The 26,977-nt window shown below is 61.3% G+C and carries 25 protein-coding genes and 1 pseudogene; 16 read left to right on the forward strand and 10 right to left on the reverse strand.

The window, feature by feature from the left end; genetic code table 11:
• On the forward strand, positions 1–1,593 hold a 1,593-nt coding region (locus NKH98_RS24455; protein ID WP_352902431.1), incomplete at its 5' end, for a calcium-binding protein.
• 439 nt (positions 1,594–2,032) lie between these two features.
• Positions 2,033–2,920 carry a LysR family transcriptional regulator gene (locus NKH98_RS24460; protein WP_352902434.1) on the forward strand — a complete coding sequence of 296 codons (888 nt, stop codon included), beginning with the start codon at positions 2,033–2,035 and terminating at the stop codon, positions 2,918–2,920.
• A gap of 39 nt (positions 2,921–2,959) precedes the next feature.
• On the opposite strand, the gene NKH98_RS24465 is transcribed toward NKH98_RS24460, so the two are convergent.
• Together NKH98_RS24465 and NKH98_RS24470 are read right to left on the reverse strand one after the other, a co-directional pair.
• Positions 2,960–3,178, reverse strand: coding sequence for a DUF2274 domain-containing protein (locus tag NKH98_RS24465; protein WP_352902437.1), 219 nt, complete (start codon positions 3,176–3,178; stop codon positions 2,960–2,962).
• Positions 3,141–3,815 carry a hypothetical protein gene (locus NKH98_RS24470; RefSeq protein ID WP_352902440.1) on the reverse strand — a complete coding sequence of 225 codons (675 nt, stop codon included), beginning with the start codon at positions 3,813–3,815 and terminating at the stop codon, positions 3,141–3,143. The genes NKH98_RS24465 and NKH98_RS24470 overlap by 38 nt, the downstream gene beginning before the upstream one ends.
• Before the next feature lie 190 nt (positions 3,816–4,005).
• Here NKH98_RS24470 and NKH98_RS24475 point away from each other — a divergent pair, with 190 nt between their 5' ends.
• The 9 genes and pseudogenes from NKH98_RS24475 to NKH98_RS24515 all read left to right on the forward strand — a co-directional run.
• Positions 4,006–4,212 (forward strand): helix-turn-helix transcriptional regulator, encoded by a 207-nt coding sequence (locus NKH98_RS24475; protein ID WP_352902443.1) that lies wholly within the window; start codon positions 4,006–4,008, stop codon positions 4,210–4,212.
• A 760-nt stretch (positions 4,213–4,972) separates the two neighbouring features.
• On the forward strand, positions 4,973–6,160 hold the full coding sequence (locus NKH98_RS24480; protein WP_352902445.1) for a magnesium transporter: 1,188 nt from the start codon (positions 4,973–4,975) through the stop codon (positions 6,158–6,160).
• Positions 6,161–6,302: 142 nt separating this feature from the next.
• Complete coding sequence (locus NKH98_RS24485; protein ID WP_352902448.1) at positions 6,303–8,456, forward strand: SulP family inorganic anion transporter; 2,154 nt, start codon at positions 6,303–6,305, stop codon at positions 8,454–8,456.
• A gap of 312 nt (positions 8,457–8,768) precedes the next feature.
• Entirely contained in the window at positions 8,769–10,043 is a 1,275-nt protein-coding gene (locus NKH98_RS24490; RefSeq protein ID WP_352804766.1) for a tetratricopeptide repeat protein, read from the forward strand.
• 11 nt (positions 10,044–10,054) lie between these two features.
• The gene (locus NKH98_RS24495) at positions 10,055–10,867 is read left to right on the forward strand and encodes a FecR family protein (protein WP_352902452.1); all 813 of its coding nucleotides are present in this window, start codon (positions 10,055–10,057) and stop codon (positions 10,865–10,867) included.
• 15 nt (positions 10,868–10,882) lie between these two features.
• Positions 10,883–12,928, forward strand: a complete 2,046-nt coding sequence (locus tag NKH98_RS24500; RefSeq protein WP_352902455.1) for a CHASE2 domain-containing protein — start codon at positions 10,883–10,885, stop codon at positions 12,926–12,928.
• A gap of 737 nt (positions 12,929–13,665) precedes the next feature.
• On the forward strand, positions 13,666–13,911 hold the full coding sequence (locus NKH98_RS24505) for a type II toxin-antitoxin system VapB family antitoxin (RefSeq protein ID WP_023678723.1): 246 nt from the start codon (positions 13,666–13,668) through the stop codon (positions 13,909–13,911).
• Positions 13,911–14,339: a type II toxin-antitoxin system VapC family toxin gene (locus tag NKH98_RS24510; RefSeq protein WP_352689880.1), complete on the forward strand. Its 429-nt coding sequence runs from the start codon at positions 13,911–13,913 to the stop codon at positions 14,337–14,339. The genes NKH98_RS24505 and NKH98_RS24510 overlap by 1 nt, the downstream gene beginning before the upstream one ends.
• Positions 14,340–14,551: 212 nt before the next feature.
• Positions 14,552–15,157: pseudogene (locus NKH98_RS24515) on the forward strand (IS5 family transposase); the annotation flags it as partial.
• A 29-nt stretch (positions 15,158–15,186) separates the two neighbouring features.
• On the opposite strand, the gene NKH98_RS24520 reads toward NKH98_RS24515, so the two are convergent.
• The 7 genes from NKH98_RS24520 to NKH98_RS24550 are packed head-to-tail and all read right to left on the reverse strand — an operon-like array spanning position 15,187 to position 21,452.
• Positions 15,187–15,978 (reverse strand): sugar isomerase domain-containing protein, encoded by a 792-nt coding sequence (locus NKH98_RS24520; protein ID WP_023678721.1) that lies wholly within the window; start codon positions 15,976–15,978, stop codon positions 15,187–15,189.
• A 36-nt stretch (positions 15,979–16,014) separates the two neighbouring features.
• Positions 16,015–16,785: a GntR family transcriptional regulator gene (locus NKH98_RS24525; RefSeq protein WP_254820103.1), complete on the reverse strand. Its 771-nt coding sequence runs from the start codon at positions 16,783–16,785 to the stop codon at positions 16,015–16,017.
• Positions 16,782–17,657 carry an ROK family protein gene (locus NKH98_RS24530; protein WP_352902458.1) on the reverse strand — a complete coding sequence of 292 codons (876 nt, stop codon included), beginning with the start codon at positions 17,655–17,657 and terminating at the stop codon, positions 16,782–16,784. Before NKH98_RS24530 ends, NKH98_RS24525 begins: the two co-directional genes overlap by 4 nt.
• A complete protein-coding gene (locus NKH98_RS24535; RefSeq protein WP_352902461.1) occupies positions 17,654–18,394 on the reverse strand; it encodes a PIG-L deacetylase family protein in 741 nt (246 codons plus the stop codon). The genes NKH98_RS24530 and NKH98_RS24535 overlap by 4 nt, the downstream gene beginning before the upstream one ends.
• A complete protein-coding gene (locus tag NKH98_RS24540) occupies positions 18,391–19,230 on the reverse strand; it encodes a carbohydrate ABC transporter permease (RefSeq protein ID WP_352480121.1) in 840 nt (279 codons plus the stop codon). The genes NKH98_RS24535 and NKH98_RS24540 overlap by 4 nt, the downstream gene beginning before the upstream one ends.
• Positions 19,227–20,159, reverse strand: coding sequence for a carbohydrate ABC transporter permease (locus tag NKH98_RS24545; RefSeq protein ID WP_352902465.1), 933 nt, complete (start codon positions 20,157–20,159; stop codon positions 19,227–19,229). The genes NKH98_RS24540 and NKH98_RS24545 overlap by 4 nt, the downstream gene beginning before the upstream one ends.
• A 27-nt stretch (positions 20,160–20,186) precedes the next feature.
• Positions 20,187–21,452 carry an extracellular solute-binding protein gene (locus tag NKH98_RS24550; RefSeq protein WP_352902469.1) on the reverse strand — a complete coding sequence of 422 codons (1,266 nt, stop codon included), beginning with the start codon at positions 21,450–21,452 and terminating at the stop codon, positions 20,187–20,189.
• Positions 21,453–21,779: 327 nt separating this feature from the next.
• Between NKH98_RS24550 and NKH98_RS24555 the strand changes: the two genes are divergently transcribed.
• From NKH98_RS24555 to NKH98_RS24575, 5 genes are all read left to right on the forward strand, one after another.
• On the forward strand, positions 21,780–23,072 hold the full coding sequence (locus tag NKH98_RS24555; protein ID WP_352902472.1) for an ABC transporter substrate-binding protein: 1,293 nt from the start codon (positions 21,780–21,782) through the stop codon (positions 23,070–23,072).
• Between the two features lie 43 nt (positions 23,073–23,115).
• Positions 23,116–24,006, forward strand: a complete 891-nt coding sequence (locus NKH98_RS24560) for a carbohydrate ABC transporter permease (RefSeq protein WP_352902474.1) — start codon at positions 23,116–23,118, stop codon at positions 24,004–24,006.
• Positions 24,003–24,875 (forward strand): carbohydrate ABC transporter permease, encoded by an 873-nt coding sequence (locus NKH98_RS24565; RefSeq protein WP_352902476.1) that lies wholly within the window; start codon positions 24,003–24,005, stop codon positions 24,873–24,875. Before NKH98_RS24560 ends, NKH98_RS24565 begins: the two co-directional genes overlap by 4 nt.
• Positions 24,876–25,103: 228 nt before the next feature.
• The gene (locus NKH98_RS24570) at positions 25,104–25,784 is read left to right on the forward strand and encodes a hypothetical protein (RefSeq protein WP_352902479.1); all 681 of its coding nucleotides are present in this window, start codon (positions 25,104–25,106) and stop codon (positions 25,782–25,784) included.
• Entirely contained in the window at positions 25,777–26,460 is a 684-nt protein-coding gene (locus NKH98_RS24575; protein ID WP_352902481.1) for an RES family NAD+ phosphorylase, read from the forward strand. The genes NKH98_RS24570 and NKH98_RS24575 overlap by 8 nt, the downstream gene beginning before the upstream one ends.
• Before the next feature lie 267 nt (positions 26,461–26,727).
• Here the strand turns inward: NKH98_RS24575 and NKH98_RS24580 are convergent, their stop codons facing one another.
• Positions 26,728–26,964, reverse strand: a complete 237-nt coding sequence (locus tag NKH98_RS24580; protein WP_352902484.1) for a GFA family protein — start codon at positions 26,962–26,964, stop codon at positions 26,728–26,730.
• Between the last annotated feature and the right edge of the window lie 13 nt (positions 26,965–26,977).

Consider the following 26,977-nt stretch of genomic DNA (forward strand, 5'->3'; position numbering starts at 1 on the left):
TCCCCGACCAATCCGGATTTTACGAACACCTACAATCCGGCCAACACGCATATCGACTATTTCGGAATAGACCCCTATCCGGTGCGCACGGGAACTGACACGGTCGATTATGACATGATCGATCGAGCCGTGGCTGCAGCGGTGAAATCGGGCATCCCGGTTAGCAACATCGTTCCGGTCTACCAGGCCTTTGGCGGCGGTAACTGGGAGACTTCCGATGGCGGAAGACATGTCATGCCCACCCCCGAACAGATGCAAATCATGATCGATCATTGGGCCGCACTGGTGCCGTCACCTGCCTTCGACTACACCTATAAATGGGGAACGCAGAACGGCGACACCGCGCTTGAAAGCTCCTCCGAATTGCAGGCCTTTTTCCGGGAGCACAACCTCGCTACCACCGGAACCACCCCGCCTCCCGTCGACACAAGCGACATCTTGTATGGCACCAGTGGCGACGATGTATTCCACGGAGCCGGCGGCCACACGATGATCGGCTATGGCGGCAATGACACCTATTATGTCGATGACATCCGCGACAAGGAGATCGAGGCTGCGGGCGGCGGTACCGACAAAGCATTCGCCTCCGTAAGTCATGCGCTTGCGGCCGGATCGGAAATCGAACTTCTCGCCACCAACAGCCCGTCCGGCACCACGGCGATCAACCTAACCGGCAATGCGTTCGCCCAGAACATCCAGGGTAACGCCGGCGCCAATGTCATCAACGGCGGCGGAGGCGCCGACAAGGTGGCCGGCTACGCCGGTAATGACACCTATTACGTCGATAATGCCGGCGATAGGGTGTTTGAGGCAGCCGGCGGCGGCAGCGACAGGGTGCTTGCCTCCGTAAGCTATGCTCTTTTGCACTCGGCCGGCCCGGTCGAGCTTCTTGCTACCACGAACCCCTCCGGTACGGGAGCAATCAATCTTGTCGGGAACGAGTTCGCCCAGACCATCCAGGGCAATGCCGGCGACAACATCATCAGCGGCCGCGGCGGCGCCGACACGCTGACAGGCTATGGCGGTAACGACAACTACTATGTCGACAATGCCGGCGACAGGGTGATGGAGGCGGTCGGCGGCGGCTCCGACAAGGTGCTTGCCTCAGTGAGCTATGCGCTTGCAGCCGGCTCTTACATCGAACGTCTCGCCACCACGAATGCCTCCGGTACGTCGGCCATCAATCTCACCGGCAACGAGATCGGCCAGACCATCCAGGGCAATGCCGGCGCCAATGTCATCAACGGCGCACGAGGTGCCGACATCTTGACCGGTAACGGAGGCAATGATGCCTTCGTGTTCAACAGCGCTCTTGGAGCCGGCAATATCGACAGGATCACCGACTTCAACAAACTCCAGGACAAGATCCAGCTCGACGACGCGGTTTTTGCCGGGCTTAAGCTGGGAGGCCTTTCATCCGATGCTTTCTTTGCGGGTGCAGCCGCACATGATAGCTCCGATCATATCATCTACAACAACTCAACCGGAGCACTCTCTTTCGACAGCGACGGGATCGGTGGCGCAGCTCAAATACAGTTCGCCACGCTCTCTCCAGGTCTGTCGCTTGCAGCAGGTTCGTTTCTTGTGATCTGAACGACCCGGAACGGCGGACCTTCTGCTCGAGCCGGTCCGCCGCTCTAGGTGCCGGTATTTTTCAAGCGAATTGACCAGTCTGGGTGGTGCTTAACTCCTGAGCTAGCGCCGCGTGCCCTCCGTAAGGTTCACCCGCAGATGGAGTGATATCGGCTGGTGAGCGTCGTCCGGAGATTATCGCAGCGAGCATAGCCAAAGGACCTCGCTTCATTGGCTTATGCGAGACCTCTCCACGAGCGGAACCCACGCGTTCCGTCGCGGCATGTTCCGATCGTCGTGGAGAAGTCTTGCTGCACGCCTTCTGGCGTCCTTGTCCTCGTGATCCTGCTTAAAACAGGCCTGGGTGGCTTCACTCAACGTCAATACTGAGATCTGGCGATAGCCCGCAGCGGCCAAAAGCGCTCAAACGCGTTTTGTCGCCAACTTGACTTGAGCAGAGATGCGGAGCTCCATCCAACTTGCTACCCTCAATTATGCACTTGTGGTCGCGGAGGAGGGCAGCTTCCTTCGCGCCTCGCGACGTACAGGGATCGATCATTCCGCGCTCAGCCGGCGCATCCGCGATCTCGAATACGCGATGGGTACGCGGATATTTCATCGCCATGCCCGCGGCGTCGGCCCAACCCCGGCCGGCGAGCGCTTCCTGGAGCATCTGCGCTCCGTGCTGCTCGAGCTCGACAACACGCTCACTCTGGCCAGGACCGGCATCAAAGATGACCAACAAAGGCTGTCCATTGGCTCCAACGGGATCATCCTCGCCGGGCGAGCCTTGGATGCAATCATCGAGTTCGGGCAATCTCATCCCAACGTGACCGTCAGCTTGACAGAAAGTCCTTACCCTTCGCCTGAGGCTGCTCTGGGTGCCACCCAGGTCGACGTGGTCGTGACCTCCTCCTCCCGATTTACCGGCGGCGCATTCGAATTGACGCTGTGGAGAGACACTCTGGCTGTCGTTCTTGCCGCAAATCATTCTCTCGCCAGCCGTTCCATGATCGAGTGGCACGAGTTGCAGCAGGAGACATTACTGGTGCGCAGGGGCGAAGCATTTCAGCTCGCCGACGCCGTTGGACGCGCCGTGCAGCTTCCTTCAATCGTCGAACATCACGTCAGTGCGGGCATCCTTTTGCGCCTTGTCGGAAACGGGCTTGGAGTCGCTCTGATTCACGACCAAGATGCCGACAGTGTTCCTCAGGATGCGGTCTGCCGCAAGCTGCGGATCGGGGGCAAACCAATCCAGATCTCCAGTCTAGCCCGTTGGCGCCCCGACAACGCCAATCCTGCCCTGCCGACCTTCATCTCTTTCCTGCGCGATCCGTATTCGTGCTGACAGTCGTCCGACCGGCATGACCCGATTAGTCATCCCGGCCTAGAGTTTCGTAGGGCTTTGGCAAGCGCTCCTGTCCGTTATGTGCCGTATCAGCATCGGCGCAATCAGCTTTGCCGGATCGAGCAATTCAGCATAAGCGAGAAGATCGCGACCAACGGCGCCGGGCAGTTGGACTGTGATCTTGACCGGCCGGTCATCGGGAATGGCGGAGAGTTTCAGCTTAGTCGTGCCGGATCCTTCGACGCCGCACTGGGTCACCACCGAAGGCCTTGGTGATGCGCACCAGATCGCTGAGCGCAGAGCGGATTTGCGGCCAAGGAAATTCGAGGCATTCCTCCCAAGCTTCGCCCTCGCGTACCACGGCATCGAGCTTGCCCGCCACACCGGCGAGGGTCGTTGCGGGAGTCGTCGAGAACGCTTCCAGAAGATCCTTCGCCCGATCACCAATCTCGCGCTCGGCCCTGACAGCGGCGGTGTAGCCGGTCTCCTCGGCAGCCTCATCCCACCGTGCCTGATGCGCTGCAAAATCAGCTTCGGCCCTCTCGCGGAGAGCGGGGGTATTCAGCCCTTTACCGAGCACTTCTCTTAGCGCTTCGATCGAGTGGACCGTCACGTCCTCACCTCCGGGCAGGCGGACGGTTACACAAGGAAAGCCGACACTCTCGACAAGCTTTGTTTCCAGCCGCTGCTGCATCCGGCATAGCCGCTCGGTCTCCTTGTGGGATCTTACCCATTCCTGCCAAAGCGCTAGTGCAGGATCAAAACACACATTCGTGCATCCGGCGCCACCTGCGGACGCGTTACCTTCGAGCGTCCACGCGGCAACCACTGTTGCCGCAAGCACTCGCCTGCGGGTGACGTAAGGCAGAGTCGTGTTATTGTCGGAATCAGCCATGATCCGAGCTCCAATCAGCTTGGGTTGTGGTCAGGCTGGGCAGGTGCAGCAACACCCGCTCAGCCGTCCTTGTATTCTAATTGCCTGGCACCTCCCATTTAGCCTGATTTCTCAGGCGAAAGTCAACCAAAAAGACTGACTTCGGCCAATGAGCTTAATTTCCGTGGAACAATGCAGGGGAGCTAGGGCAATGCTCGATTGGAGCCAGAGCGAACTTGCAGCGGCGGCAGGCGTCTCCAGAGCGACCGTTGTTGATTTCGAGCGTGGAGCACGCATTCCACATCGGCACAATCTTGCTGCAATACGCTGCGCTCTCGAGGCCGCTGGCGTCGAGTTCATCCCAGAAAATGGTGGTGGGCCTGGCGTGCGGCTCGCCCGCCGATCTGACAGCAAATAATTACAGGAATCGGGCACATGCGACTCAAAACGGCTTTCGCATCTCGAAGACGGCGGTCGCGCAGACCCGATCTTCCCGAATATTTTGGCGACAGAAACGCCTCTCTGTCACCTGACTGGTGTGCCGGAGCGCCCTCGCGAACCTGAAGACTGAGTTCGTGAGCAGACAAGCGACTGCACAGAGCAGAAATCAGCCGAGGGCCCAGTTGGACAACGGGTAGATGACTGGCACGCTCCTGCCCCTGCCCGCGCTCGACCGCCAACAAGTGGCCAGGCCAAATGCTGGCCGTCGTATCGTAGACCGGCACGCGCACTCTTCTTACTGTTTCGTCGAAAACAGGATCGACGAGACTCGTTACGGTCGATCTTGCCAATGTGGAACGGCTCGCTGCCAAGGTTCGGCAGCCCTGGCCGACATTGGCAGCACCACTGCGGCGAATTCTCGGCATAGGGCAAATCAACTCGAAGGCCGTAGGCCCTGCCCTGCAGAATTTCCGGGTTTAAGTTTCATTGGTGCGACGTGCTCGCAAAGCCCCAAAGACCGGTTAAGTTCGCAACACGTCAAATTCTCGGCGACACTCTGACGTTACAGCCCGCCTGTATGCACCCACGCAATGACGCAGATCTGTCTGGGTTCGGTCCACTCGGGCCAGAGAGGCGAAGATTTCGGGGTCGAGGCGTTTGGGCCACCGCGCGCCAGACAGAGCGATCCGATCCGTGTCATACCGTCAGAGGCAAGACACTAGCAATTGGGGGAGCAGATGAAGAAAGAGAATGACGTCGAGAAGCTCGTGCGCACGCTGCGTGCTCGAGCACCTGATGACGCGGCGGAATTGCTGGCCCGAGAGTCTCCCGAGTTTATTCGGGACACACTAAAGTTGTTGCCGGACGGGCACGCCCGTAAGGTGGCGGAGCATTTGCCACCGCATATGCGGCCTATCAAGCCTCATGGCGATGGCAAGGGCCTCGCGATCCCCGATTCGCTCGTCGAGCTGATGGACCCGATTCCCGCCAGCGTTCCTGTCGGGACAACGGTTGCTGCCGCAGTGGAGGCCGTCAGACGCGCAGAGGTGCCGACAGAGCTCACTTATCTCTACGTCACGGACGAGGGCGATAAACTGGTTGGCCTCGTGGTCCTGCGCGATCTGATGCTGAGCGAAGCGGACACCACGGTAGATCAGATCATGCTGCCAAAACCGTTCGCCCTCCCCGTCGATCTGTCCTTGAGCGGCGCCTGCAAGGCTGCGGTACGCCGCCACTACCCTGTCTATCCGGTGGTGGACGCGGAGGACCGGCTGCTGGGGCAGGTCCGCGGCTGGCGCTTGTTCGAGCAACAAATCATCGAGATTTCCGCCCAGTCTGGCCAGATGGTGGGCGTCCAGAAGGAGGAGCGTTCTTTTACGCCGCTGTTTTCAGCCTTCCTGAAGCGTCATCCTTGGCTACAGCTCAACCTGCTGACGGCCTTCATGGCTGCTTTCGTGGTCAGTTCATTCACAGGCACAATCGAGAAGATCGTCGCCTTGGCGGCATTCCTCCCGGTCTTGGCGGGGCAGAGCGGAAACACCGGCTGCCAGGCACTGGCTATGACGCTGCGTGGCCTTGCCCTGGGCGATGTGGATAAGCGACCGAAACTGCACCTGGTGATGAGGGAGGGCGCGCTCGGGATCGCCAACGGCGTGCTCGTCGGTCTTGTGGCGGCTGCGGCCATGTGGTTCTACGCCTCGCGCCAACCGGAGTCGGCAGCCCAGGCGCCCATGCTGGCACTTGTCATCCTGCTCGCCATGTCCGGATCGTGCCTCATGTCCGGAATCTCCGGCGTACTGATCCCATTGGGCCTGCGGCGGGTCGGCGCCGATCCGGCCGTAGCTTCAGCGATCTTTCTTACCACCGTCACCGATATCGTTGGCATGGGCCTGATGCTGGGGCTCGCCACCATGCTCGTGCTGTAGTTAGCGGCGCGTCCGCCGATGCGCGTCCTGCAAAAGGACGCGGTCGGCGGGATTATCACCGTGGGATTTTTTGGAGCTTTGAACCGCCGTGACTGAGCAGGTTGCGATACAGACGGATTTTGCGCGTCGTTTGAGCGCAGGCATGGGCCTTCTGGCCCAGGAACTCACCGCGGGTGTGACGACCGCGGGCGTAGCGCTGCCGATGTGCGTCTCCTCCGGCGTCCTTGCGCTATCGCCGCTCGGCGCAGATCGGGTGGCAGAAGGCGCGCTTGCCGGCGTCATCGCCGCCATTGCCGGCGGCGTTGTCGCGTCCGCATTTCAACGGTCGTTCTTCGTGACGACCATGCCCAGTAACTCGCTGATCCAAGCCAGCCTGCTGGGATCCCTGCTTGTCGCTCTCGACGGCAACACAACCCAAGCGCTGCTTGCCTTCGTCGGTTGCGTGATGCTGACCGGCCTGTGGATGATCCTCATCGGCGCAACCGGTCTCGCCCGGATCGTCAAGCTTGCCCCCCATCCGGTTGTCGCCGGGTTCGTCTCGGGCGTCGGCATCCTGGTCATCAAGAGCCAGATGCCGATGCTTCTCGCGGTCTCCTCCTGGAGCGGCATCGTGGCCGCGGATTTCAGCCTGGCGACGATCACAAGGCTTCCCTTCGGTCTTGCGCTGATCGCGGCCATGGCGATGATCACGCGGCATGCGCCTAAAGTTCCGGCGCTGCTTGCCGGCCTGATCATCGGCTATGTGATCTACCATGCTGCCCGTCTGTGGGCGCCCGACATTGAGCTCGGCCCCGTTATCGGCTCGATCGATATAGAGGGCTGGGCACCGGTAAGCATGATCGAGGCTGCCTCAACGCTCCGGCTGGGGCTGAAACATATCTGGTGGACCCTGATTGCCGGCTCGTTGACCCTGGCAATCGTGGGAACGCTCGACACCGTCTTTACCCTGCGCACTGCGCGCAATCTGGCCGACGTTCAGGTCGGCCAGGACCGCGCCCTCGTCGGGCTGGGAATCGCCAATCTTGTCTCTCCCCTCATGGGCGGGCTGTTCGTATCCACGTCGGCCGCGCTGACCGTCGCCAACTACCGTGCCGGCGGGCGCATGCGTACGTCGACGTTTGCGAGCCGGGCGGTGCTGCTCGCTGCCATCCTTGCGTTCCCGGATCTGATCTTCTCAATGCCGCTGGTTGTGCTGTCCGCCATTCTGGTCTTCGTCGGCATCAATACCATCGACCGTTGGGCGCTGCGGACCGCGCGGCAAGCACTTCTCGGCAACAGCGCGGCGGGCCGAACCCAGGCACGGCGTAATATGGCCGTGGTCGCCGCTGTGGCGCTCGCTACAGTCCTTGGCCAACCCGTTGTCGGCGCCGTGGTCGGCGTGGCGCTGGCCTGCATCGTCTTCATGATCGAAATGAACCGGCCTGTGGTGCGGCGCAAGGAGATCGTCGGCAAGACGCGCTCCAGGCGCATCCGCTCCACTGCTCAGACCGAATTGCTGGCGATTCACGAGCGGGAGCTGGCAGTCCTCGAGCTGCAAGGCGTGCTGTTTTTTGGCAATGCCGATGAGCTCGCGGAGGAAATTGACCGGCTGCCCAGCGTAGTGCGGGTGATCATTCTCGATTTCCGCGCCGTCAGCGACGTCGACGCCTCCGGCGCGTTGACCTTGCAGCAGATCTCCGCTCGCTGCGCCCGGCGCGGTCAGCGATTGTTCTTCAGTGATCTCAGGGATGCCGAGGCCCTGGAGGAGTTTACGTCACAAAGCGATAAGCCCAACATCTACCCCGATCTCGAGGCGGCGCTGGAGCGCTTCGAAGAGGAAATTGTTGAGCGCACGGACAGTTCTGCCCGCTCGGTGATAGAGGTGCCGCTTGGGCGCACCGATTTCGGCATGACCATGGCACCAGAAGATCTGAAAGTGCTGATGAGTTATCTCGACCGCGTCGAGTTCCCCCGAGGCACCGTGCTGTGCCGCGCTGGCGATCAGGCCGACCGACTGTGGATGCTGACGCGCGGCTGTATCAGCGTCTGGGTGGATGCGCCTGGCGGACGGCGCCGGCTGGCGAGCATCGGGGCTGGATGCACAGTGGGGGAAATGGGGTTCCTGACCGAGCGACCGCGCTCGACCGACGTGATCGCGGACGAGGACGTTGTTGCCTATGAGCTGACCTCGTCGGCCGCCAACAAGATATCAAAGGCCAAGCCGCATATCGCGCAAGCCGTGTTGAGAAGCATTGCCCGCCAGCTCTCCGATCGCCTCCGCAATGCGACGGAAGACCTTCGGGTGAGCCATATGTGACATTGATGGATCAGGCCGCGACCAAATACGTGCAGAATCACGCGAACTATATTGATCTTGAAGCAAGCCAGGTTCGCTATCGCGTGATGAGTTTTGTTAGTTTGTATCGCGACCGAATATTTCGACCAATACAGCAACGCCGAGAAGATGTTTTTGCAACCAGCGCAGCCGAAATACGAATGGACCCGATAGTTTGTTGCGCGGCTGCAACAGCTGTTGAAAACTCGGACGATTTCGCCAAAGTTCAGTCGCCTTTTTTCTTGTGGTCGTGCTAAGTCCTTCGCACTGGTCGGGTTTGGGGTGGTTCTCGGCATGCAATCTTCGTTTCGAACAATCGTCGGCTGCGCCGCGGCGCTGCTTTGTAGCGGCGCATTGCCGGCTGGCGCGCAGGGTCTTTTTTCGGCCTATGACGATGCGTTTTCAGCCCGCATCGCCAGTCCGGCCGACAACGGAACGCTCGCCCAGTTCGTCACGGTTGCCGTCAACGCGGGACAGTACGATCAGGCGATCTCCTCAATCGAGCAGTATCTGATCAAATATCCGCGCGATGCGCGCGCCCGGCTGGCGGCCAGCCGGTTGTACTATCATGTCGGCTCCTATGAATTGGCCCGACGGCAGGTGCAGTACGGCATCGAGGTTGGGGGGCTGTCCGCGGCTGAGCAGCAGGAAGCTGCTCGCCTGCTTGCCCGCATCGAGCGCGCGTTGCGTGGCGTCACCTGGGAACTCGCCCTGACCGGCGGCGTGTTCAGCGCATTCACCGATTTTGAGCCGGGTGGGGCGCAGGACGACGACAGCTTCGTCTCGCCCTATGGGCGGGCGGAAGGCTTTGTGCGATGGGACCTCGGCACGCCAAGTGCCGACGCCCTCGTCCTTTCGGGTTCGTTGACGGCGACGCAGCGCTTTTTCACGGAAGACCTGTCGGTTCCCGGCAGCAAGGAGACTTTTGTCCACGGCAACGCCGCTATCACCTGGGACAAGGGGCTGCCCAATAGTGGGATCGATTCGCTGCGCCTGTTACTTTCGGCGTTTACCGTTACAGATCGTTTCGACAGCGACATCCAAGAAACCGGCATCGGCCTCAGTGCACGCTTTCTTGTGCGCCCGACCGTCGAGACGACGCTTTTTGCAGGCGGCGGCTACATCGATCTAAGCGCCTCGCAAGGCATTTTCGCCGATAGCAGGGTTTTCTATGAGGCAGGCGGCAGCTACCGCTTCCGCAATGGCCAGGCGCTCGGACTGCGCTTTGTCGGCTCGAATGACTTCGCCTCCGGATCTGGCGAAATCGGACACAGCTACACGGGCGAGATCCGCTATGGCGGCCTGTTGATGACCGTACCGGATCTTTTCGCATGGTCGCACCAGGTCGCGTTCTCGGCCGGCCACAGCAACACTCCCGATCTGTCCGTTGGCATCGGCACAAATATCAAGAGCGACTTCTGGCGCATTGCCTCGGAAAGCGATTTTCAGCTGACGGAGTGGCAGAAGATCAGCGTCGATCTCGCCTATCGCGAAACCAACTTCGACATCGCCAACCGCGACCGGAAATCGTTCGAAATGCTCATGAGCTACACGTTGACGCTCAATTGAAAGAGGCCGCGATGAGGACCCCGTACCGTCAGATCGCCATTTTTGTCGCCTGCCTTGCCTTCGCGGTACCATCCGCCGCTGAAACGATCGGGTCGATGACGGCCTACCAGACCAACATCGTCCGCAACAACGGCGGGACAATGAACGTCGGTGCCGGCGTCGAACTCGGCGATCAGCTGCGCAGCGATCCCACTGGTCTTGGAATGCTGGTGTTCCGGGACGAATCGAGCGCCAAGATTGGTCCGAACACCAGCCTGACGATCGATGAATTCGTCTACAATCCGGGCTCCGGATCTGGAAAAATCGACATCGGGATGAACAGCGGCCTGGCCCGTTTTTATGGCGGCCAGGTTTCGAAAGGCGGCGTCATGCAGGTTGCGACGCCGCATATGGTGCTCGGGGCCAGAGGCGGCATCATCGAAGTGCTGGTGGCAGCCGGCCAGACCGTCGGCATACTGCGCGCCGGCCGCATGACCTGCACGATCAATGGCAAACGGGTGGTCATCACAAACCCGGGCTACGCCTGCACATCGGACGATGGCAAGCTGCTGACCGGCTACGGCGGCATCGACACCTTCCCGATATTGGACAGCATCGACCGGATAGCCGGCACCGGCCTGCCAGGCGCACCGGGTCCTGGATTGGATGTAAGCGCGATCTGTGCATCGGCACTCGGCGGCTCGCTCAAAGTCTGCGACTCCACCGACGGCGCATTGCCCGGAGTGGTCATGGAGTTCCCCGACAGCCTGACGCCACCTGTGGGCGGCGGGGTGGAGGATGATGGCGAGTGTGAGGGTGAAGGTTGCTGCTATTACTGCAATTAGGCCTGGCCGCACGACATGAGCCTCTTGGTCGGTTGGCGCTGGGCTGATTGGCGGCAAGCTGGCAGGCGCAAAATATCGGGTCTCGCGGTCGTGCTCTTGCTGCTCGCTTGCCATTTGGCTTTCGACGGGCCGCTGTCGCGCCTGCGTGAGCGTACCTACGACTTCTACCAGTTTCTCGCCCCGCGCCAGGCGACCAGCAATCCTGTCGTGATCGTCTCGATAGACGACGCCAGCCTCAAGGCACATGGGCGATGGCCCTGGAACCGTGGCCTCTTGGCCGATCTGGTCGATGGCATCACCGCATCCGGCGCCTCGGTGATCGGGCTTGCGCTGGTGCTGCCCGAGGCCGACACCTCGCCTGAGGGCATCGCCGGAGACAAGCGCCTGGCAGCGGCGCTGGCCAAAAACCGAACGGCGCTTGCCGTCAGCCTGGGCAACGAGGCGACAGTTTCAGAAGCAGAGCCCAAGGCCGGCTGGTCGATCGTCGGGCAAGTACCCGACACACTTCCCGGCTTCACCGGCCTGACCGGCTCGCTTGCCCAATTCTCGAACGCCGCCGCGGGCCTCGGCGTCATTCGCACCTTGCCCGATCCCGACGGCGTACTGCGCCATGTGCCGCTGCTCTGGCTTCGCAATACCGCTCAAGGCGTGCAGCTGTGGCCGTCCTTCGCACTCGAGCTCCTGCGCCTTTATGCCGGGCAGGACGGCTACATAGCCCGCCTGAATGCCGCCGGGTTCGATGCACTCAGGATGGCCGGCGCCATCGTGCCGCTCGAACCGGAGGGGAGCATCCGCCTCTGGGAAACCAGCACCGATACGCCACGCATATCTGCCAGCACTATCCTTTCGGGCGACAGTGATCAGCGGCTGCGGGATGCCATTGTCATTGTCGATCTGTCGGCCGTGGGACTGACGCAGTACCTGCCCACCCCGACACGTCCAGCGCGACCAGGCGCGGACATCCACGCCGATGCAATCGGCCAGTTGCTTGCCGGGCGCTACCTGGCAGAGCCAACGCACGCGCGCACGGTGGAGCGGCTCTGGTTTGTCCTCACTGCCCTCATGTTCATCGGGATTTCCGGAGTGCTCGCCGAGCGTGTCGTGCTTGGTGCCCTGGCTCTCGCGCTGCTGGCCGTCACGCCCTTCGTGTTCGGCGCTCTCGAATACAGCATGCAGGGTACACTCTATGACCCGCTGCAGCCGGCGCTTGCGACGATCCTGGTAGCCGGCTTCGAAGGCTATGTCCTCTACAGGCGCAGCGAGCAGCGCCGGTCCACCCTGGCACGGCAGTTCTCCCAGTATCTGTCGCCTTCCGTGGTGCAGCGCCTCGCAAGCTCGGACACCGAAGCCATCCTGTCCGGCGAGAAGCGCGAGATCACAATCCTGCTCAGCGACATACGCGGCTTCACGACGATGAGCGAACAGCTCGATACCCAGGAAATTGCAAAGGTGGTCAACCACTTCCTCGGCATTGCGACCGATGAGATCCTCAAGCGCGACGGCACCATCGACAAGTTCATGGGCGACGCGGTGCTCGCCTTCTGGAACGCGCCGCTTGATCAGCCGGACCATCGCGAGCGCGCGCTCGCAGCGGGGCTAGCCCTGATAGAACGGGTAAAGCGTGAAGACGCCGCTTTCACCGCCGACGGCCACCCCTCTATCGCAATCGGCGTCGCCATCGAGACCGGCATCTGCTCGGTAGGCAATTTCGGCTCCGAACGGCGCTTCGATTACACCGCGATCGGCTCGCCCGTGAACCGCACGGCACGGCTCGAATCGACGACCAAGAAGCTGCGCATCCCCCTGGTGCTTGGTCCCGGCTTTGCGAAGGGAGCATCGATGCCAGTTGTCCAGGCGGGCGCCTTTGAGCTCCAGGGTTTCAAGGGCGAGGTGCCGGTTTTCACCGTTCCGGAGATGCAGGCTGCTCACCAAAGTATGAGCCGCGACGTAGAGAGCCAACGTGGTGAGCAATCTGGCGCCCCTGCCGTGGTGGTTGGTTCGCCGCCATCCGTGCAAATGGCACCGCCTGATCTTGCACCCCGAACCCGAAGCACACGCTGACCGGATCCAGCGGATCGCAGGGGTGCCGACCTGCTTTGTGAACTAATACTGCTGGGGAGGCCTAGGTGTCATCAAACGGCCCTTCAATTGCGGGTGGCTGTCAATTCGGATCAGCGCGACAGCCGATGAGACGCGTATAGACGGCGAAGGGATCCGTCGAGGTAACCCCGGCACCTTGGGCATGTGGGCGTTGACAGTGACATGGCCGGAGCGACGTGTTTCAGACGCCGAGCAATTCCCAGGACTGGGCACCAGAACCGAACCTCCCGACGGATTTTGCGAGTTGCATTCCTCCCTCCCCTCATCAAAACCGAGGCCGCCGAATTTTCGAGCGAGAAGATAGGCCGTGTTATCCAGTTCACCACGAATAGCAGCACGGCTTCGTTGAGTTCGCCGGCGCCATCATGTGGAGGCAGCGCGTGGTTCAGATTGTTTATCCTCGCCGCCGGATCATGCGCTCGGGATGTTCCCAAGAACATCCAGCCGTAGCACTCCCCGATCTGCCCTAACGAGAGAGTTCGCTGGGCCGGGATTATGGCCGTTATGAACCTGACGCAATCGATGCAGCTGGCGCTGGCCTCGTCGGGCGCGTGGGCGGTCTATCGACATCAATCGGTCGCCGCGGATGTTGGGATGCGCATGCGTCGGCGCACGTAGCGTCGATACGCCGCTCGCGAATTCGCTGGCGAGTATATCTCCGGTATGATATACATATATCACTCATGAGGATATACAAAATGCCGCTCTTCATTCGCGATCCCGACGTCGACGCCATGGCCGTCGAGCTGCAGCACATTACCAACGCGCGCAGCAAGACCGAGGCCGTCAGAACCGCCTTGCGCCATGAGATCGAGCGCAACCGCGGCAGCGTCCCGCTGCGCGAGAGACTTGCCAAAGTCAAGGAAATGGCGCGGCGGATCGGGCCGGCCAACCCTGATTTCGATATGAAGAAATTCACCGACCAAATGTGGAGCGACGACTGATGTTCGTCGATGCCTCGGTGATCGTTGCCATCCTGAATGAGGAACGTGGCGCGGAAGAACTGGAAAAGCGGCTCGCGGCCGCGACCAAGCCGCTGTATGTCTCCCCGCTCGTCCGGTTCGAGGCAGTCCAGGGTCTCGCGCGAGCGTCGGCCGAAGCCATCAAAAAGAACGCCAAGCCCACGGCCAACATGCTGGCGCAGGCCCGTGATACCGTCGACGCCTTTTTGATCGAGATCGCCGGCAAGGAAATCATGATATCCGGCGACATCGGCGACCGGGCGATCGAAGCCAGCATGAAATACGGCAAAGCAGTCGGGCACAAAGCCGATCTCAATTTCGGCGATTGTTTTGCCTACGCTTGCGCGAAGGCTCACCGGCTTGCCCTGCTTTACAAGGGCAATGACTTTTCACAAACTGATCTGGCGTAAGGCTTTCCTGGCCTTGCATCGCGGCGCGAGAGCCGATGGGCCCTTTTGCATGCTTTGGGCGAATCGTCGTCTTTCATGGTTAAACGCAATATTGCGAGGAACGTTCTCTGCAGCACTGGTTTTCTTCGGCATGATCACCGTCCAGGCACAGCGGGCAGACGGCATCTTCTGGGTGCTGCGATCGGTGCGCCATGCCGCGATCTGCCAGGGGGCGATACGGCCCACGCACCACCTGCTACAATCGCTTCGTCGATGGCGGAAAGCAGGTGTGTGGGACCGCCTCATGCATGGCATCACCAAAGCCCACGATTCAACGGTGCAGATGATCGATACCTCCATTGTTCGCGTCCATCAGCAAGGCGCGACAGCAAAAACGGGGATCGAGATTATTGTCTCGGTCGTTCCCGAGGCGGGCTGACGACCAAAATCCATGGTCTTGTCGACGCCGAAGGCAGGCCGATCAAGCTGACGCTCACGGCAGGTCAAATGAGTGACATCGCCTAGCGGACTTGATCAAGGATTGGCCCGAGGGTGCCATGCTGCTCGCCGACAAGGGCTATGATGCCAACGCCTTGCGCAATGCCGTCACCGAGCAAAAGGCATGGGCCAACATCCCGCCCAAGGCCAACCGCAAGGACCCGATGTGCTTCAGCCCCTTCCTCTGCAAGGCCCGCAACCTCGTCGAACGCTTCTTCAACAAGGCCAAGCAGTTCCGTCGCATCGCAACCCAATACGACAAGCTGTCTGAGAACTATCTTGCCGCCCTGAAACTCGTGTCAACTCGCATCTGGCTACACGGTGATGAGTCTACGTCCTAGTCTAGCGTTTTGCGTGGCCTCCCCGGTTGTCATTCGCCGCGCATGGTCGCCTGGAACGTCGGCAGGTGCTTCTTCTGCGCCTCGAGCATTTTCTCGCGATAGACGCCATAGATGACGTCGGTGTCGTGCAGTGTGACGCCGGCAATCGTTGGCGAGGCAAAAACCGGCAGTTCGATGCCGCGTTTCGAAAGCGCCTCGGCGGTGCGGGCGATCAGCTCATGCGCCAGGATCATGGCAAGCACGGTCGACGAACCGGAGACCGGCCGGCTCCAGCCCTCGACCGGCACGATGGCATCCTCGATCGGCGAGCAGGTGTCGATGACAAGGTCGGCGGCATCGGCAAGCCGTTTGCCGGAAGAGTGTGTCGCCGGCTTGTCGAGATTGTTCTTGCTGGTCACCGCAACGACAAAGATGCCGCGTTTTTTCGCGTAAAGCGCGGTGTCGATGCCGGACGAATTGCGGCCGCTGTGGCCGAAGATGATGATCGAATCGCCTTTGTTGAGCGGCTGGTGATCCAGGAATTTCTCGGCGTATTTCTCGGTCCGCTCCAGCCACAGAAGTTCGCGCACGCCGCCGGCGCCGAGCACATTATGCCACATGACACGCGGGTCGGTCAGCGGATTGAAGCCGACATAGCTGCCGTAGCGCGGAAACACTTCCTGAACCGGCAACACCGAGTGGCCAGAGCCGTAGAGATGAACCAAGCCACCGCTCTCGAGCGTGTCGGCAAAGCGGCTGGCCGCCTCACCAAAGGCTTCGGCATTGGCTTTCGAGGCCTGTTCGATGAGGGCGGCAAGGCGAGGTATGTAAAGATCGGACACGTCGGTACTCCTGTTATGGGTCGGCTTGGGTATGGCTCAGCTTCTTGCGGTTGGCGCGGCGCGACCGGCACGCAGCGTCGAGCGGATTTCGTAGCGGTCGCCACGCATGACCGAGACGGTGAATTCGAATGGGCCGCGCTCGTCGGTGGTGATGCGCTCGACCACGAAAGCGGGACTCCCCGCGGGCAGATCGAGCAACTCGGCATCCGCCGCTCCGACCGCACCGACACGGTAGTTTTCGCGTGCCGCGACCGGCACGATGCCGTAATGGCGCTCCAGCGCTTCGTAGAGCGAGCCCTGCAGCAGGCCGGCATCGAGAAAGCCGGGCACGCGCGCGGCCGAGAGCTGCGCCGTCTGGATACCGATGGGCTCGTTGTTGCCGAGCCTGAGCCGGCGGACGCGCACCACCGGGTCGCCTTCCTCGATCTCCAGCGCTCCGGCCGCGGCGGCATTGGCGGTGGTCAGGCTGCAGTCGAGCAAGCGCGAGCCCGCGACCACGCCCATATTGCCCATTTCCTGCGTGAAGCTGGTCAGTTCGCGGGTGCCGGCGACCAGCGTGGTGGAGCGCACGAAGGTGCCACGGCCATGTTCGCGCCTGAGCAGCCCGTGCTCCTCCAGATTGCGCAGCGCGTGGCGCAGCGTGATGCGGCTCACCCCGAACAGGGCGCACAGTCTGTCTTCGGCCGGAATCTGGTCGCCAGTCGCCCACTCGCCACTCTTGACGATGGCGCGAATGGCCTCTTCCACCTGATACCAGAGCGGCTCGGGCCTTTTGCGGTCCGGTTGCTGAAAGCTCGGCTCGCTCATCTTATCTGCCTCCACTGTGCTCCGGCGAGACCGGCCAGCGAGGCGCCGACGAGACCGGCGCGGGAACCGAATTCGCCGGACCGCAGAACGACGCCGCGCAGATGCGGCGGCAGCTGACGCCGCAATGCCGCAAGTAGTGGCGGCCCTACCACGTCCAGCGCATCGGCAAGGCCGCCGGAAATCAGGACTGCCTGGGGATCGAGCAGCGCGGCCGCACCCGCAAGGGCGGTGCCCAGCCGGCGCGCCGGCAGCTCCAATGCGTCAAGGGCGGCCGTCTTGCCAGCCCGGGCCGCCTCGACCAGCCTGCCGCCGTTGGCCAGCCCGATCTGGCGTGCCGCGGCGTCGAACGCCCGCCCGGAAGCGAAGCGCTCCAGCCAGCCGCTGCGGTCCTCGCCTTCATCCTCGATGTCGGCGCAGGCCCAGCCGAATGAGCAGGCGCCGCCACGTGCGCCGGCGACGATGCGATTATTGGCCAGAACGGCGGAGCCGATGCCGGTGCCGATCGCCAGCAGGATGGCATCGGACAGGCCCTTTGCAGCACCTTCGACCGCTTCGGCCAGCATGGCGATCTGTGCGTCATTGCCAACGGACAAGCGCAGACGAGGAAACAACGCCGCGATGTCGACACCGTCGAGATAGGGCAGGTTCGGAACCCAACGACAGACCGAGCCCTCGACAAGCCCCGGCACCGCCAGGCCAAGGGCGTCGACCGGACCGGCCTCGGCGCGCAACGCGCCGATACGGGCAACGAAGGCATCAAGGCTTGCCGGCGCAGGCTCGCGGCTGAGCATCTCCAGCCAGCGAACATCGCCGGTATGGATTGCGGCGCGCAAATTGGTGCCGCCAAGATCGATGGCCAGAACGCGTGTCATCGAGAGCGGCTCCGATTGGCAGCCGGCGCGAACAGCCCGCTTCCGGCATGCCAGGATTGCGACGCTGCCACAAAACCCTGCGCGTAGCGCGTGCCGCGCAGACAGCCGCGCAGCCGATAAAGTGCGCTGTAATAATCGACATACGGGAAACTGCTCAGGCCACGTGCAAGTTCGTATTCCTGCACTGCCTCGCTCCAGGCGTCGAAGCCGTCACTAACATCGACGAGATGCTCGGCACGAAAGCCCTCGTCGTCCTCCCAGTTCTCGCCGAACAGCAGCAGTTGCGGTGTGTGCGCAGCATGGTCGCGCTTCAGCGTCGGCAATGCCGCAAAGAAGATGCCGGTCTGCGTCAGCCGGGCCGCGGCGCGATGGTCCTTGTGCCAGCTGCCATGCCAGTGGGTGATAACGATTTGCGGCTTCAACTGGCGCACAACGTCGCACACCTTGAGCGCCGTCTCGTCGTCGCAAGGCAAGAAGGCGTCGTGCAGCCCCAGACTGCGCATGGCAACGCCGAGCCTGGCTGCGGCCTTTGCGGCCTCCTCCTCCTTCTGGACGCAATAGTGCTCGGGGGCGAGGCTCGGATGGCCCTGCTCGCCCATGCTGAGATGCAGGAAGGTGACTTCAGCGCCACCTTGCACTGCCGCCGCCGCCAGTGGACCGGCAATCACCTCGGCATCGAAGGCGTGCGCCCCCACGACCAGGATCGAGCGTGCGGCATAGACCTTGTCCTCGATCATTTCACGCCTCCCCCGGTGCCGACGCCTTCGCGAATCTGGCGGGCGAGCAGACAGTACATGATCAGGATGGGCGCCATGGAGATCGCAAGCGAGGCGAATACCAGGCCCCAATCCGTGCGGAACTGTCCGACAAAGACGCTGATCGCCAGCGGCACGGTCTTGTAGCGATCATCGAAGATGAAGATCAGTGGGAAGAAGAAGTCGTTCCAGACGGCGATAGCTGTGAAGATGGCGACGATCGATATTGCGGGCTTCACCATCGGCAGCACGATCTGGAACAGGATGCGCGCCTCGCCGGCCCCGTCCATACGCGCCGCCTCGTCGAGTTCGGACGGCAGCACCCGCATGAAATTTGCGAAGATGAAGACGGCGAAGGGAATGCGGATAGCCGAATAGACGAGGATCAGGCCGGTCAGCGAATCGAGCAGGCCAAGGTTGCGCATCAGCGTGAACAGCTCCACCGAGGCAAGCCGGATCGGCAGCATGATGCCGGACAGGAACAGGCCGAGCATGATGCCGTTCCAGCCCAGCCGATAGCGGCTCAGCGGAAAGGCGGCCATTGCGGACACGAAGATGGTCAGGATCACCGCGCCGCCGGTGACGATCAGGCTGTTGATGAAATTCTGGCCGAGATCGGCGCGCGTCCAGGCCGCAACGAAATTGTCGAAGGCAAAGCTTTGCGGCAGGCCGAGCCTGTTGTCGTAGATCTCCGCCGTGGTCTTGAAACAGGAGACGACGAGAATATAGAGCGGCAACAGCACCGCTGCGGTCCACAGGACCAGCGCCGTCCAGCCCGGCAGCCGTGCGAGCTGTTGAGGGATGACGAGCGCGTTCACAATTGCACCGTGCGACGGTCGAAGAAGCGTAGCATCAGAAGCGTGCCGATGCTGAGGATGAGAAACAGCAGCGTTCCCAGCGCAAGCGCCAGGCCTATATCCGTGATGCCGACCGCGCCTTCGGCGCCGAAGGCGAGCCGGTAGAAATAGGTTACCAGCGTGTCGGTCGAATAGCTTGGATTGCCCTGCACGCCTTGCATGACATAGACGATGTCGAACTGGTTGAAGGTGTTGATGAACGACAGCGTCGTCAGCGTGCCGATGGCCGGCATCAGCAAAGGCAGGGCAACCGAGACCAGCATGCGGCCGCTGCCGGCGCCGTCCAGCCTGGCAGCCTCGAATATCTGGCCGGAAATCTGCCTGAGGCCGGCCGTGTAGATCAGCACCGGCAGGCCCATCCAGTTCCAGGCGTCGACGGCGATTAGCATCGCCAATGCGGTGTGGCTGTTGCCGAGCACGGTCAGGCTGCCTTGATGCAGGCCAAGGCCGTTGAGCATCCATTCGATGGCGCCGCCGGGCGCCAGCAGCAGGCGCCACAGGGCGCCAACGATAACCGGGCTCAGTACCGCCGGGAAAAAGAAGACCGACTGGAAGAAGGCCGCACCCTTGTCGCGCAGGAACAGCAGCCAGGCGAACAGCAGGCCAAGGCCGTTCTGAAACAGCATGATGCCGAAGAACCAGGCGACGTTGTGCCAGAGCGCTCCGTAGAGCCGTCCGCCGCTCGGGAAAACGAACAGGCGGGTAAAATTCGACATGCCGGCGTACTCCAGCATGCGCAGGCCCCTCCAGACGAAGAAGCTGCCCCACAGCGACATCAGCAGCGGATAAAGGACAAACAGCGAATAGACGGCCAATGCCGGCAGGATGAAAAGCAGGGCCATGCGCTGCTGGGTGCGCTGAAGGCTGCTTTTGCGGCGACGGGCGATCATGTGCTGTTTCGAGCAGGGTGTGACGGCCTACTGCTTCGGCTTGAACCAGCTGCTGACGGCTGCCTGCATGTCGGCCGCCAGCTTCTGCGGCGTGATGTTGCCTTCGACCATGTCGATGATCTCGGACTGCAGGATCGAGGAGGCCGTCGGCGTCTGCCAGCGGAAGCCGACAAGCGTCAGATAGGGTGTAGAATTCTTCGACATTTCCATCATCTTGGCGAGCACCGGGTCTTTAACGGTGACGTCGGTGCGGGCCGGCGGCCAGCCCAACTCGTCGGCGAAGAGCTGCGCGAACTCGGCCGAGGCCATGAAGTTGAGCACCTTGATCGCTGCCTCCTTGTTGGCGCTTTCAGAGACCAGGCCATAGGAGCCGTCTGAAAAGGCCGAGGTGTAGAGCTTGGTTGCCGGGTCATCGGCGGGGAACGGGAAGATCGAGAATTTCAGCTTCGGGTTCTGCGCTTTGAAGCTGCCGTTCTCGAACGAGCCGCCGAAGAACATGGCCGCCTTGCCGCCGATGAATTGCTGTGTCGATGTGGTGTAATCGACGCCGGCAAAGCCGTCGGAGAAATACGGCTTCAACTCGGCATAGCGTTTCAGGGCACCCACGTAGCGCGGATCCTCGAAGGTCGCCTTGCCGCTCATCATTTCGTCGTAGAAGCCCGGGCCATAGATGGTCGGGCCGACGACACCAACGCCGATCTCCAGTGCCCAGGCGGAGCCGTTGGCGCCGCCGGCGGCAATCGGCGTTATGCCGGCCGCTTTCAGCTTCTCGCAGGCGGCGACGAAATCCTTGTAGGTCTTGGGGATCTCCATGCCCTCGGCGGCAAAAATGTCCTGGTTATAGAAGACGCCCATCATGGGCACCGAATAGGGCACGCCGTAGATCTTGCCGTCGGCGCGGCCACGAGCGCCGCCGAGGGCGGCATCAGCGATGTTCTTCAGCTCCGGCACGCTGTCGTCGAGCGCATCGAGATAACCACCCTCGATGAAAGGTTGCAGTTCCCCGTATGCCTTGAGCTGGGCGATATCAGGCCCGCGGCCGCCACGCAGCGCCGTGCTCAGCCGGTTCTGGTAGTCGGCGTCGGGGGTGAACTGGACGTTGACCTTGATGCCTGGGGTCTTGGCCTCGAAGGCATCGAAGATGCGGCGCATCGCAGCCTGGTCCTCGGTGCGCCAACTCCACAGGGTCACGGTGTCCTCAGCCTTTGCCGGCAGTGCGGTGAGGACCCCGGTGCAGACTGCGGCAAAGCCGCCGATCAGGCCGAGTGCGGCGCGTCGATGAATTGAAAACATACTCAGTCTCCCATTCTTGTCGATTGTCATTCCCACAGCGGTTCAAAAGCCGAGAGGCGGTCATAAGCTTTTCTCATCTCATTATAACAACATGACTTCGACCGCAAGTGCCTTGCAGTAGGTTCGGGCATGGCCGGCAGGGGAGAATCAGCTCGAACTGTATCACCTAATTCTTTGTTTTCACTATGTAATCTCGCACGCCTTGTGGACCGCAGTAAGAAAACGCCGTAACACCGGCAGGACCTCATCACGAAGATAGCGCTTGCATCGTTGCTTTATGTTGTCATAACGTCATGGACATCGCGGTGTGGCTATGCGGAGGGTCGGATGTCTTTGGCTTGGATTTCGAAACTGGCACTGGCTGCAGGGTTGTTGGCCTCGCCCACCCTGGGTTGGGCCCAATCGGTCAATATCTCCTATCTGACCCACTGGTCTCCCGAAACGGTCGCTTTGCTGGACGCCGCGGCCAAGGACTACGCCAAGAGCAATCCGGATGTGACCGTCACCATTCGCGCCGTTCCCTTCGGCGATCTCCTGACGACACTGCGTTCCCAGGGCGGCAGTTCCGATGGGCCGACGATCGGCGGCATCTATGATTTGTGGCTGCCCGAACTGGCGCGAGACAAGCTGGTCGCGCCGGCCCCCGATGCGGTTGCCGGCGAGGTTAAGAGCGCATGGCCGGCTGGTGTCGTCAGTGCGGCATCGGTCGGCGGCACGCTCTACGGCATTCCAAACGAGATCGACGTCTATGCGTTGAACTACAACAAGGAGTTGTTCAAGCAGGCCGGCATTACGGCCGCACCGAAGACCTGGTCCGAATTGAAGGATGCGGCCCAGAAGCTGACCAGGAAAGATGCCGGCCAGCAAGGTTTCGGCATGATCAACTCCTGGGCGGCTGGCGTCGTCCACCCGTTCGCCTCGCTGCTGGTCTCCAATGGCGGCGAGCTGGTCAAGGACGGCAAACCGATGCTCAACAGTCCTCAAGCCGGCGAGACTTTCCAGCTCTACGAGGATCTGATCAAGTCGGGCGCCAGCGATCCGGCGATGGCCACCGCCGACGCCAACACCACCGGCCCCTTCCTAGACAATTTCGTCTCCGGCAAGACCGGCATGATCATCATGGCCAACTGGTGGGAAAGCGCATTGAAGAGCGGCATGGGCGACAAGTTCTCCAATATCGCCACCGCACCCATCCCGGTCGGCCCGAGCGGCGACAAACCGCACTCGATCTCTTATTCGTGGATGACCGTCGTCAACGCCAATGCCGGTCAGGCCGAGCAAAAAGCGGCATGGGATTTCCTGGCATGGCTGAACAGTCCGAAGTCCGGCAAGAACGGCGCCTCGGCAATGTCGGATATTCTGATGTCGATGGGCATTCTGCCGACGCGGACCTCCGACATCGAAGCCCACAAGGACAAGCTCGGTTCCGAGTTCCTGTCCGGCTATGTCAGCGTGCTTGCCGACGCCAAGCCCTTCCCTGTCGTCCCGGGAGGGCAGGAGTTCAGCGAATCGCTCCAGCAGACGCTCGAGGCGTTGCAGTATGGGCAGCTCTCGGCCAAGGATGCGCAGGCGAACGCGCAGGCCGATGCCGTCTCGATCCTGGAGCGTGCCGCCAAATAGCGAAGGCGCCGTTTCGTGAGCCCGACGCTTTGGAAGCAGAGCGATGATCAAGACCTATCGTGCCTCGGCGGGCATCATGCTGGCGCCCGCCGTGACATTGATCGGCGTTTTCATCCTGCTGCCGATGCTGCTCACCATCTGGCTGTCATTCCAGGACTGGTCGACGCAAACACCTTTTTCCAGTGCGAGCTTCATCGGCTTCGACAATTTTCGCGAAATATTCGGACCGACCTCGGTCGGGCGGGATTTCAAGCGAGCACTGCTCAACACCGCGATCTACACGGCATTGTCGGTGATGCTCATCCTGCCCCTGTCGGTAGTGCTCGGCTTGTTGGTCCACCAGCGCGATGTCGCAGGCGGCACGGCGCTGCGGACCGTGTTGTTTTCCACCTACATGGTGCCGATGATCGCCGTGACGCTGGTCTGGTCGAAGCTTTATTCGCCGAGCGAAGGGCCCCTCAACCAGATACTCGGCCTGGCCGGCATCGGCCCGCAACCCTGGCTGTCCTCGCCAAGATCGGCGTTGATCTCGATCGTCGTGCTCAATGTCTGGCAGCAGATCGGCTATTTTACGGTGCTGGCGGTTGCCGGGCTGACCCAGATCCCGGGCAGTCTTTATGAGGCGGCGACTCTGGACGGCGCCAACCGGCGCGAACAGTTCCGCTTCATCACCTTGCCACTACTGCGGCGCACGCTTCTGTTCAGCGCCGTCATCGCCATCATCAACGCCGTGCAGGTATTCGAGCCGGTCGCGCTGATCACCCAAGGCGGGCCGGTCGGCTCGACCAACGTGCTGACCTATCACATCCGCCGTGTCGGCATCGAGCGCGCGCAAGGCGGATTGGGCTCGGCCATGGCGGTGATGCTGATGTTGGCGCTGATCGTCGTTGTGTGCGCGCTGTTTGCATTTGCCAACCGGAAGAACGCCGAATGAGCCCGCGGGGCCGCTCAGGATCGAGCCGGTTGGCTCGCAAACGCCTAGCCGGCCGCAGAGCGCTGCTCGCTACGCTGATACTGCTGGTTGCCGTGGCCTCCGCCTTCCCGCTCTTGTGGATGGTACTCTCCAGCCTGAAGACGCCGGCCGAAACCATGCAGGTGCCGCCGGTGTGGATACCGCGCACGCCGAGCCTCGAAGCCTATGAGAAAGTCTCCGGCGTCATCAATGTCGGCCGCTCGATGTGGAATTCGCTGGTGATCGCCTCGATCACCACCGCAGGCATTCTGGTCACCAGCATGATGGCTGGCTACGCCTTCGCCAAGCACCACTTTCCCGGTCGCTCGCTGCTGTTTTCCGTGCTGATCGCCACAATGTTTCTGCCGCCGATCGTCACGCTGATCCCCTTGTACCGGCTCGTCGGATCGATCGGCCTGAATGCCAGCCTTGCCGGCATCATCGTGCCCAACCTCGCCAATGCCTTCGGCATCTTTCTGATGCGCCAGTTCATCGCCGGCGTGCCGGACGATTTGATCGACGCGGCGCGGATGGATGGAGCGTCGGAACTGCTGATCCTGTTCAAGATCGTCGCGCCGAGCGTGGCGCCCGCGATTGCAGCACTGGCGCTGTTTGCCTTCGTCTATCACTGGAACAGCTATCTCTGGCCGCTGACGGTTCTACAGGGCAATGCACACGACTATCCGATCGTCATCAGTCTGAGCCGTCTGCTCAGCTACAACAGAGGTGCGCTCAACACCGGACTGGTGATGGCCGGCGCCACGCTTGCCGTGCTGCCGCCATTGGTGCTGTTCGTTTTCCTGCAGCGCTTCTTTGTGGATTCGATCGTCGGCTCGGCGATCAAGGGATAGCGTCGGCGGCACTGCCGGCATCCGCCCGGCTGTCATTGGGACGCGCTGGTGCGCATAACGGAGCTACGCTGATAGCCGCGTTCTGATGCTATCTGTTGATCGGCGAATCCGACGCGAATTCCCCCCGCTGCCTACGTCCATCCAGCGCAGCCCGGTCAAGGGGTCTTGATGATATTGGTTATGCTGCTATATATGTAACTGTGATCATCACCCAAGGAGCGGGATATCATGGCACCTACCAACGAGACCATCGAACTGTCGGGATTTGGCGCTCTCACCGGAACGCCGAAGCAGGTTGGTGACCAACTTGATCGGCTAAGTGCGGAGCAGGTCATAGCACTAACGTTCGAGCATGGGAGCGAACCTGCTGTGCGCAGCCTCGCGGCCACGCTCGTCAGCATTGCGCCTCTGGTTCGTACGATCCTGATTAATCATCAACGCGAAGCCATAAGCTCAATAATCGAGGCCCTGGTCCCTCACGTACCGCCCCCGCAGCATATGCTTATGGAAGCGCGGATGACGGCCGAGGCGAGAGGGGCAGTGTTGGAAAGCGGTGATTGGCTGACCGCTCCCCAAATCGCGTCAATGGCAGGGTTCAGCACAAGCAACCCAAGTGCGCAGCCAAACAAGTGGAAAAAAGAAGGGCGGATCTTCGCAGTTCGGCATCGGGGCGTAGACTATTTTCCTGGCTATGCTCTGGACTCTACCGCTGGATACCGGCCTGTCAAAACACTCGCTAAGGTTCTGAGTGTATTGCACAGGAAAAAGGATGACTGGGGGCTCGCCTATTGGTTTGCATCGGTCAATAGCTTCCTTGGAGGCAAACGTCCGCAAGATGTGCTCGCCTCGGACCCCGAGCGTGTTCTTGCAGCCGCCGAGGATGAGCTGGTAGGCGCACCCCATGGCTAAATCAAAGATAGGACGGGAACCGACGACTCCAGTTCCCGTTCCATCGAACGATTTGCAGAACACCATTACTCGAACGATCTGGCCAGTGGACCAGGTCATCCATCGCATCCATTTGAATCTGTATGCCGGCGCGCAGTTCAATCCCGGGTTCAAAGGCAATGCCCGCTTCAGCCCGATCAGGAATGCAAATGGGGCAAGTATCCCAACTCTGTACGGTGGCACAACCTTTCACTGTGCGGCGATGGAAACTGTCTTTCATGATGTGCCATTCGCAGCAGGCCTGAAGACCTACGACAAGGTGAAACTGGCGGGTCAAGTCTATTCGCAAGTGTCACCACGGCATGAATTGGTGCTGGCTGATTTGAGCGTCACGGCGCTTAGAAAACTCGGCATCAAACGCAACCAGATCATAGACACCGAGAAGGCCCTCTATCCCGCAACACGCCTATGGGCCAAAGCTATTCACGCCCAGTGCCCGGATATCCAAGGGCTTTTCTGGATTTCTCGGCAGGACGACCGGGCTTTCGCCGTGATGCTATTTGGCGATCGAATCCCGGCAAAGATGTTGGTACAGTCAGGCGCGTCACTCGATTTGACAGGGGATTTTGAGGTCTATTCCGATTTGCTCGAGCTCGCCGATCGTATCGGCGTAAAGATCGTGGGCGTCGGCTTCTGAAGCGGCAACACACGTGCCCTCAACACCGGACTGGTGATGGCCGGCGCGTCGCTTGCCCTGCTGTCATCGGTGCACTTCGTTTCCTGAAACGCTTCTTCGTCGATTGAATCGTCCGCTCGTCGGTCAAGGGTTAGCGTCGGCGGCACTGCCGGCATCCGTCCGGCTGTCATTGGGACGCGCTGCTGGGAAGAACGGAGCTATGCAGATGGCCACGTTCTGAGAGCGAACAGTACATCAGCGAACCTGGACGCGAATGCCTCCACCGCCTTACTCGCAGCGAGTGAATTGAATCGGACGCTTGGTACCGCCGAGACCGTCCTCACAGTGAACAAATTCCGTGGCCTCACCGGAAATCTCAACAGCGTTAACCGGATAGAATGCTCCCACAATGAATGGCTTAGCGGTCCGTCGCTGGCACGCAACACAATGGCATGCGACAACCAGTTTTGACGGTTCCCGCAACGTAAGTTTAAGAGCGCCGCAAAGGCATTGGGCCTCGGCCATGGCAAATCCCGTC

Origin of the sequence: Mesorhizobium sp. M0833 (genome assembly GCF_040319905.1) — a bacterium.
Classification (GTDB): domain Bacteria; phylum Pseudomonadota; class Alphaproteobacteria; order Rhizobiales; family Rhizobiaceae; genus Mesorhizobium.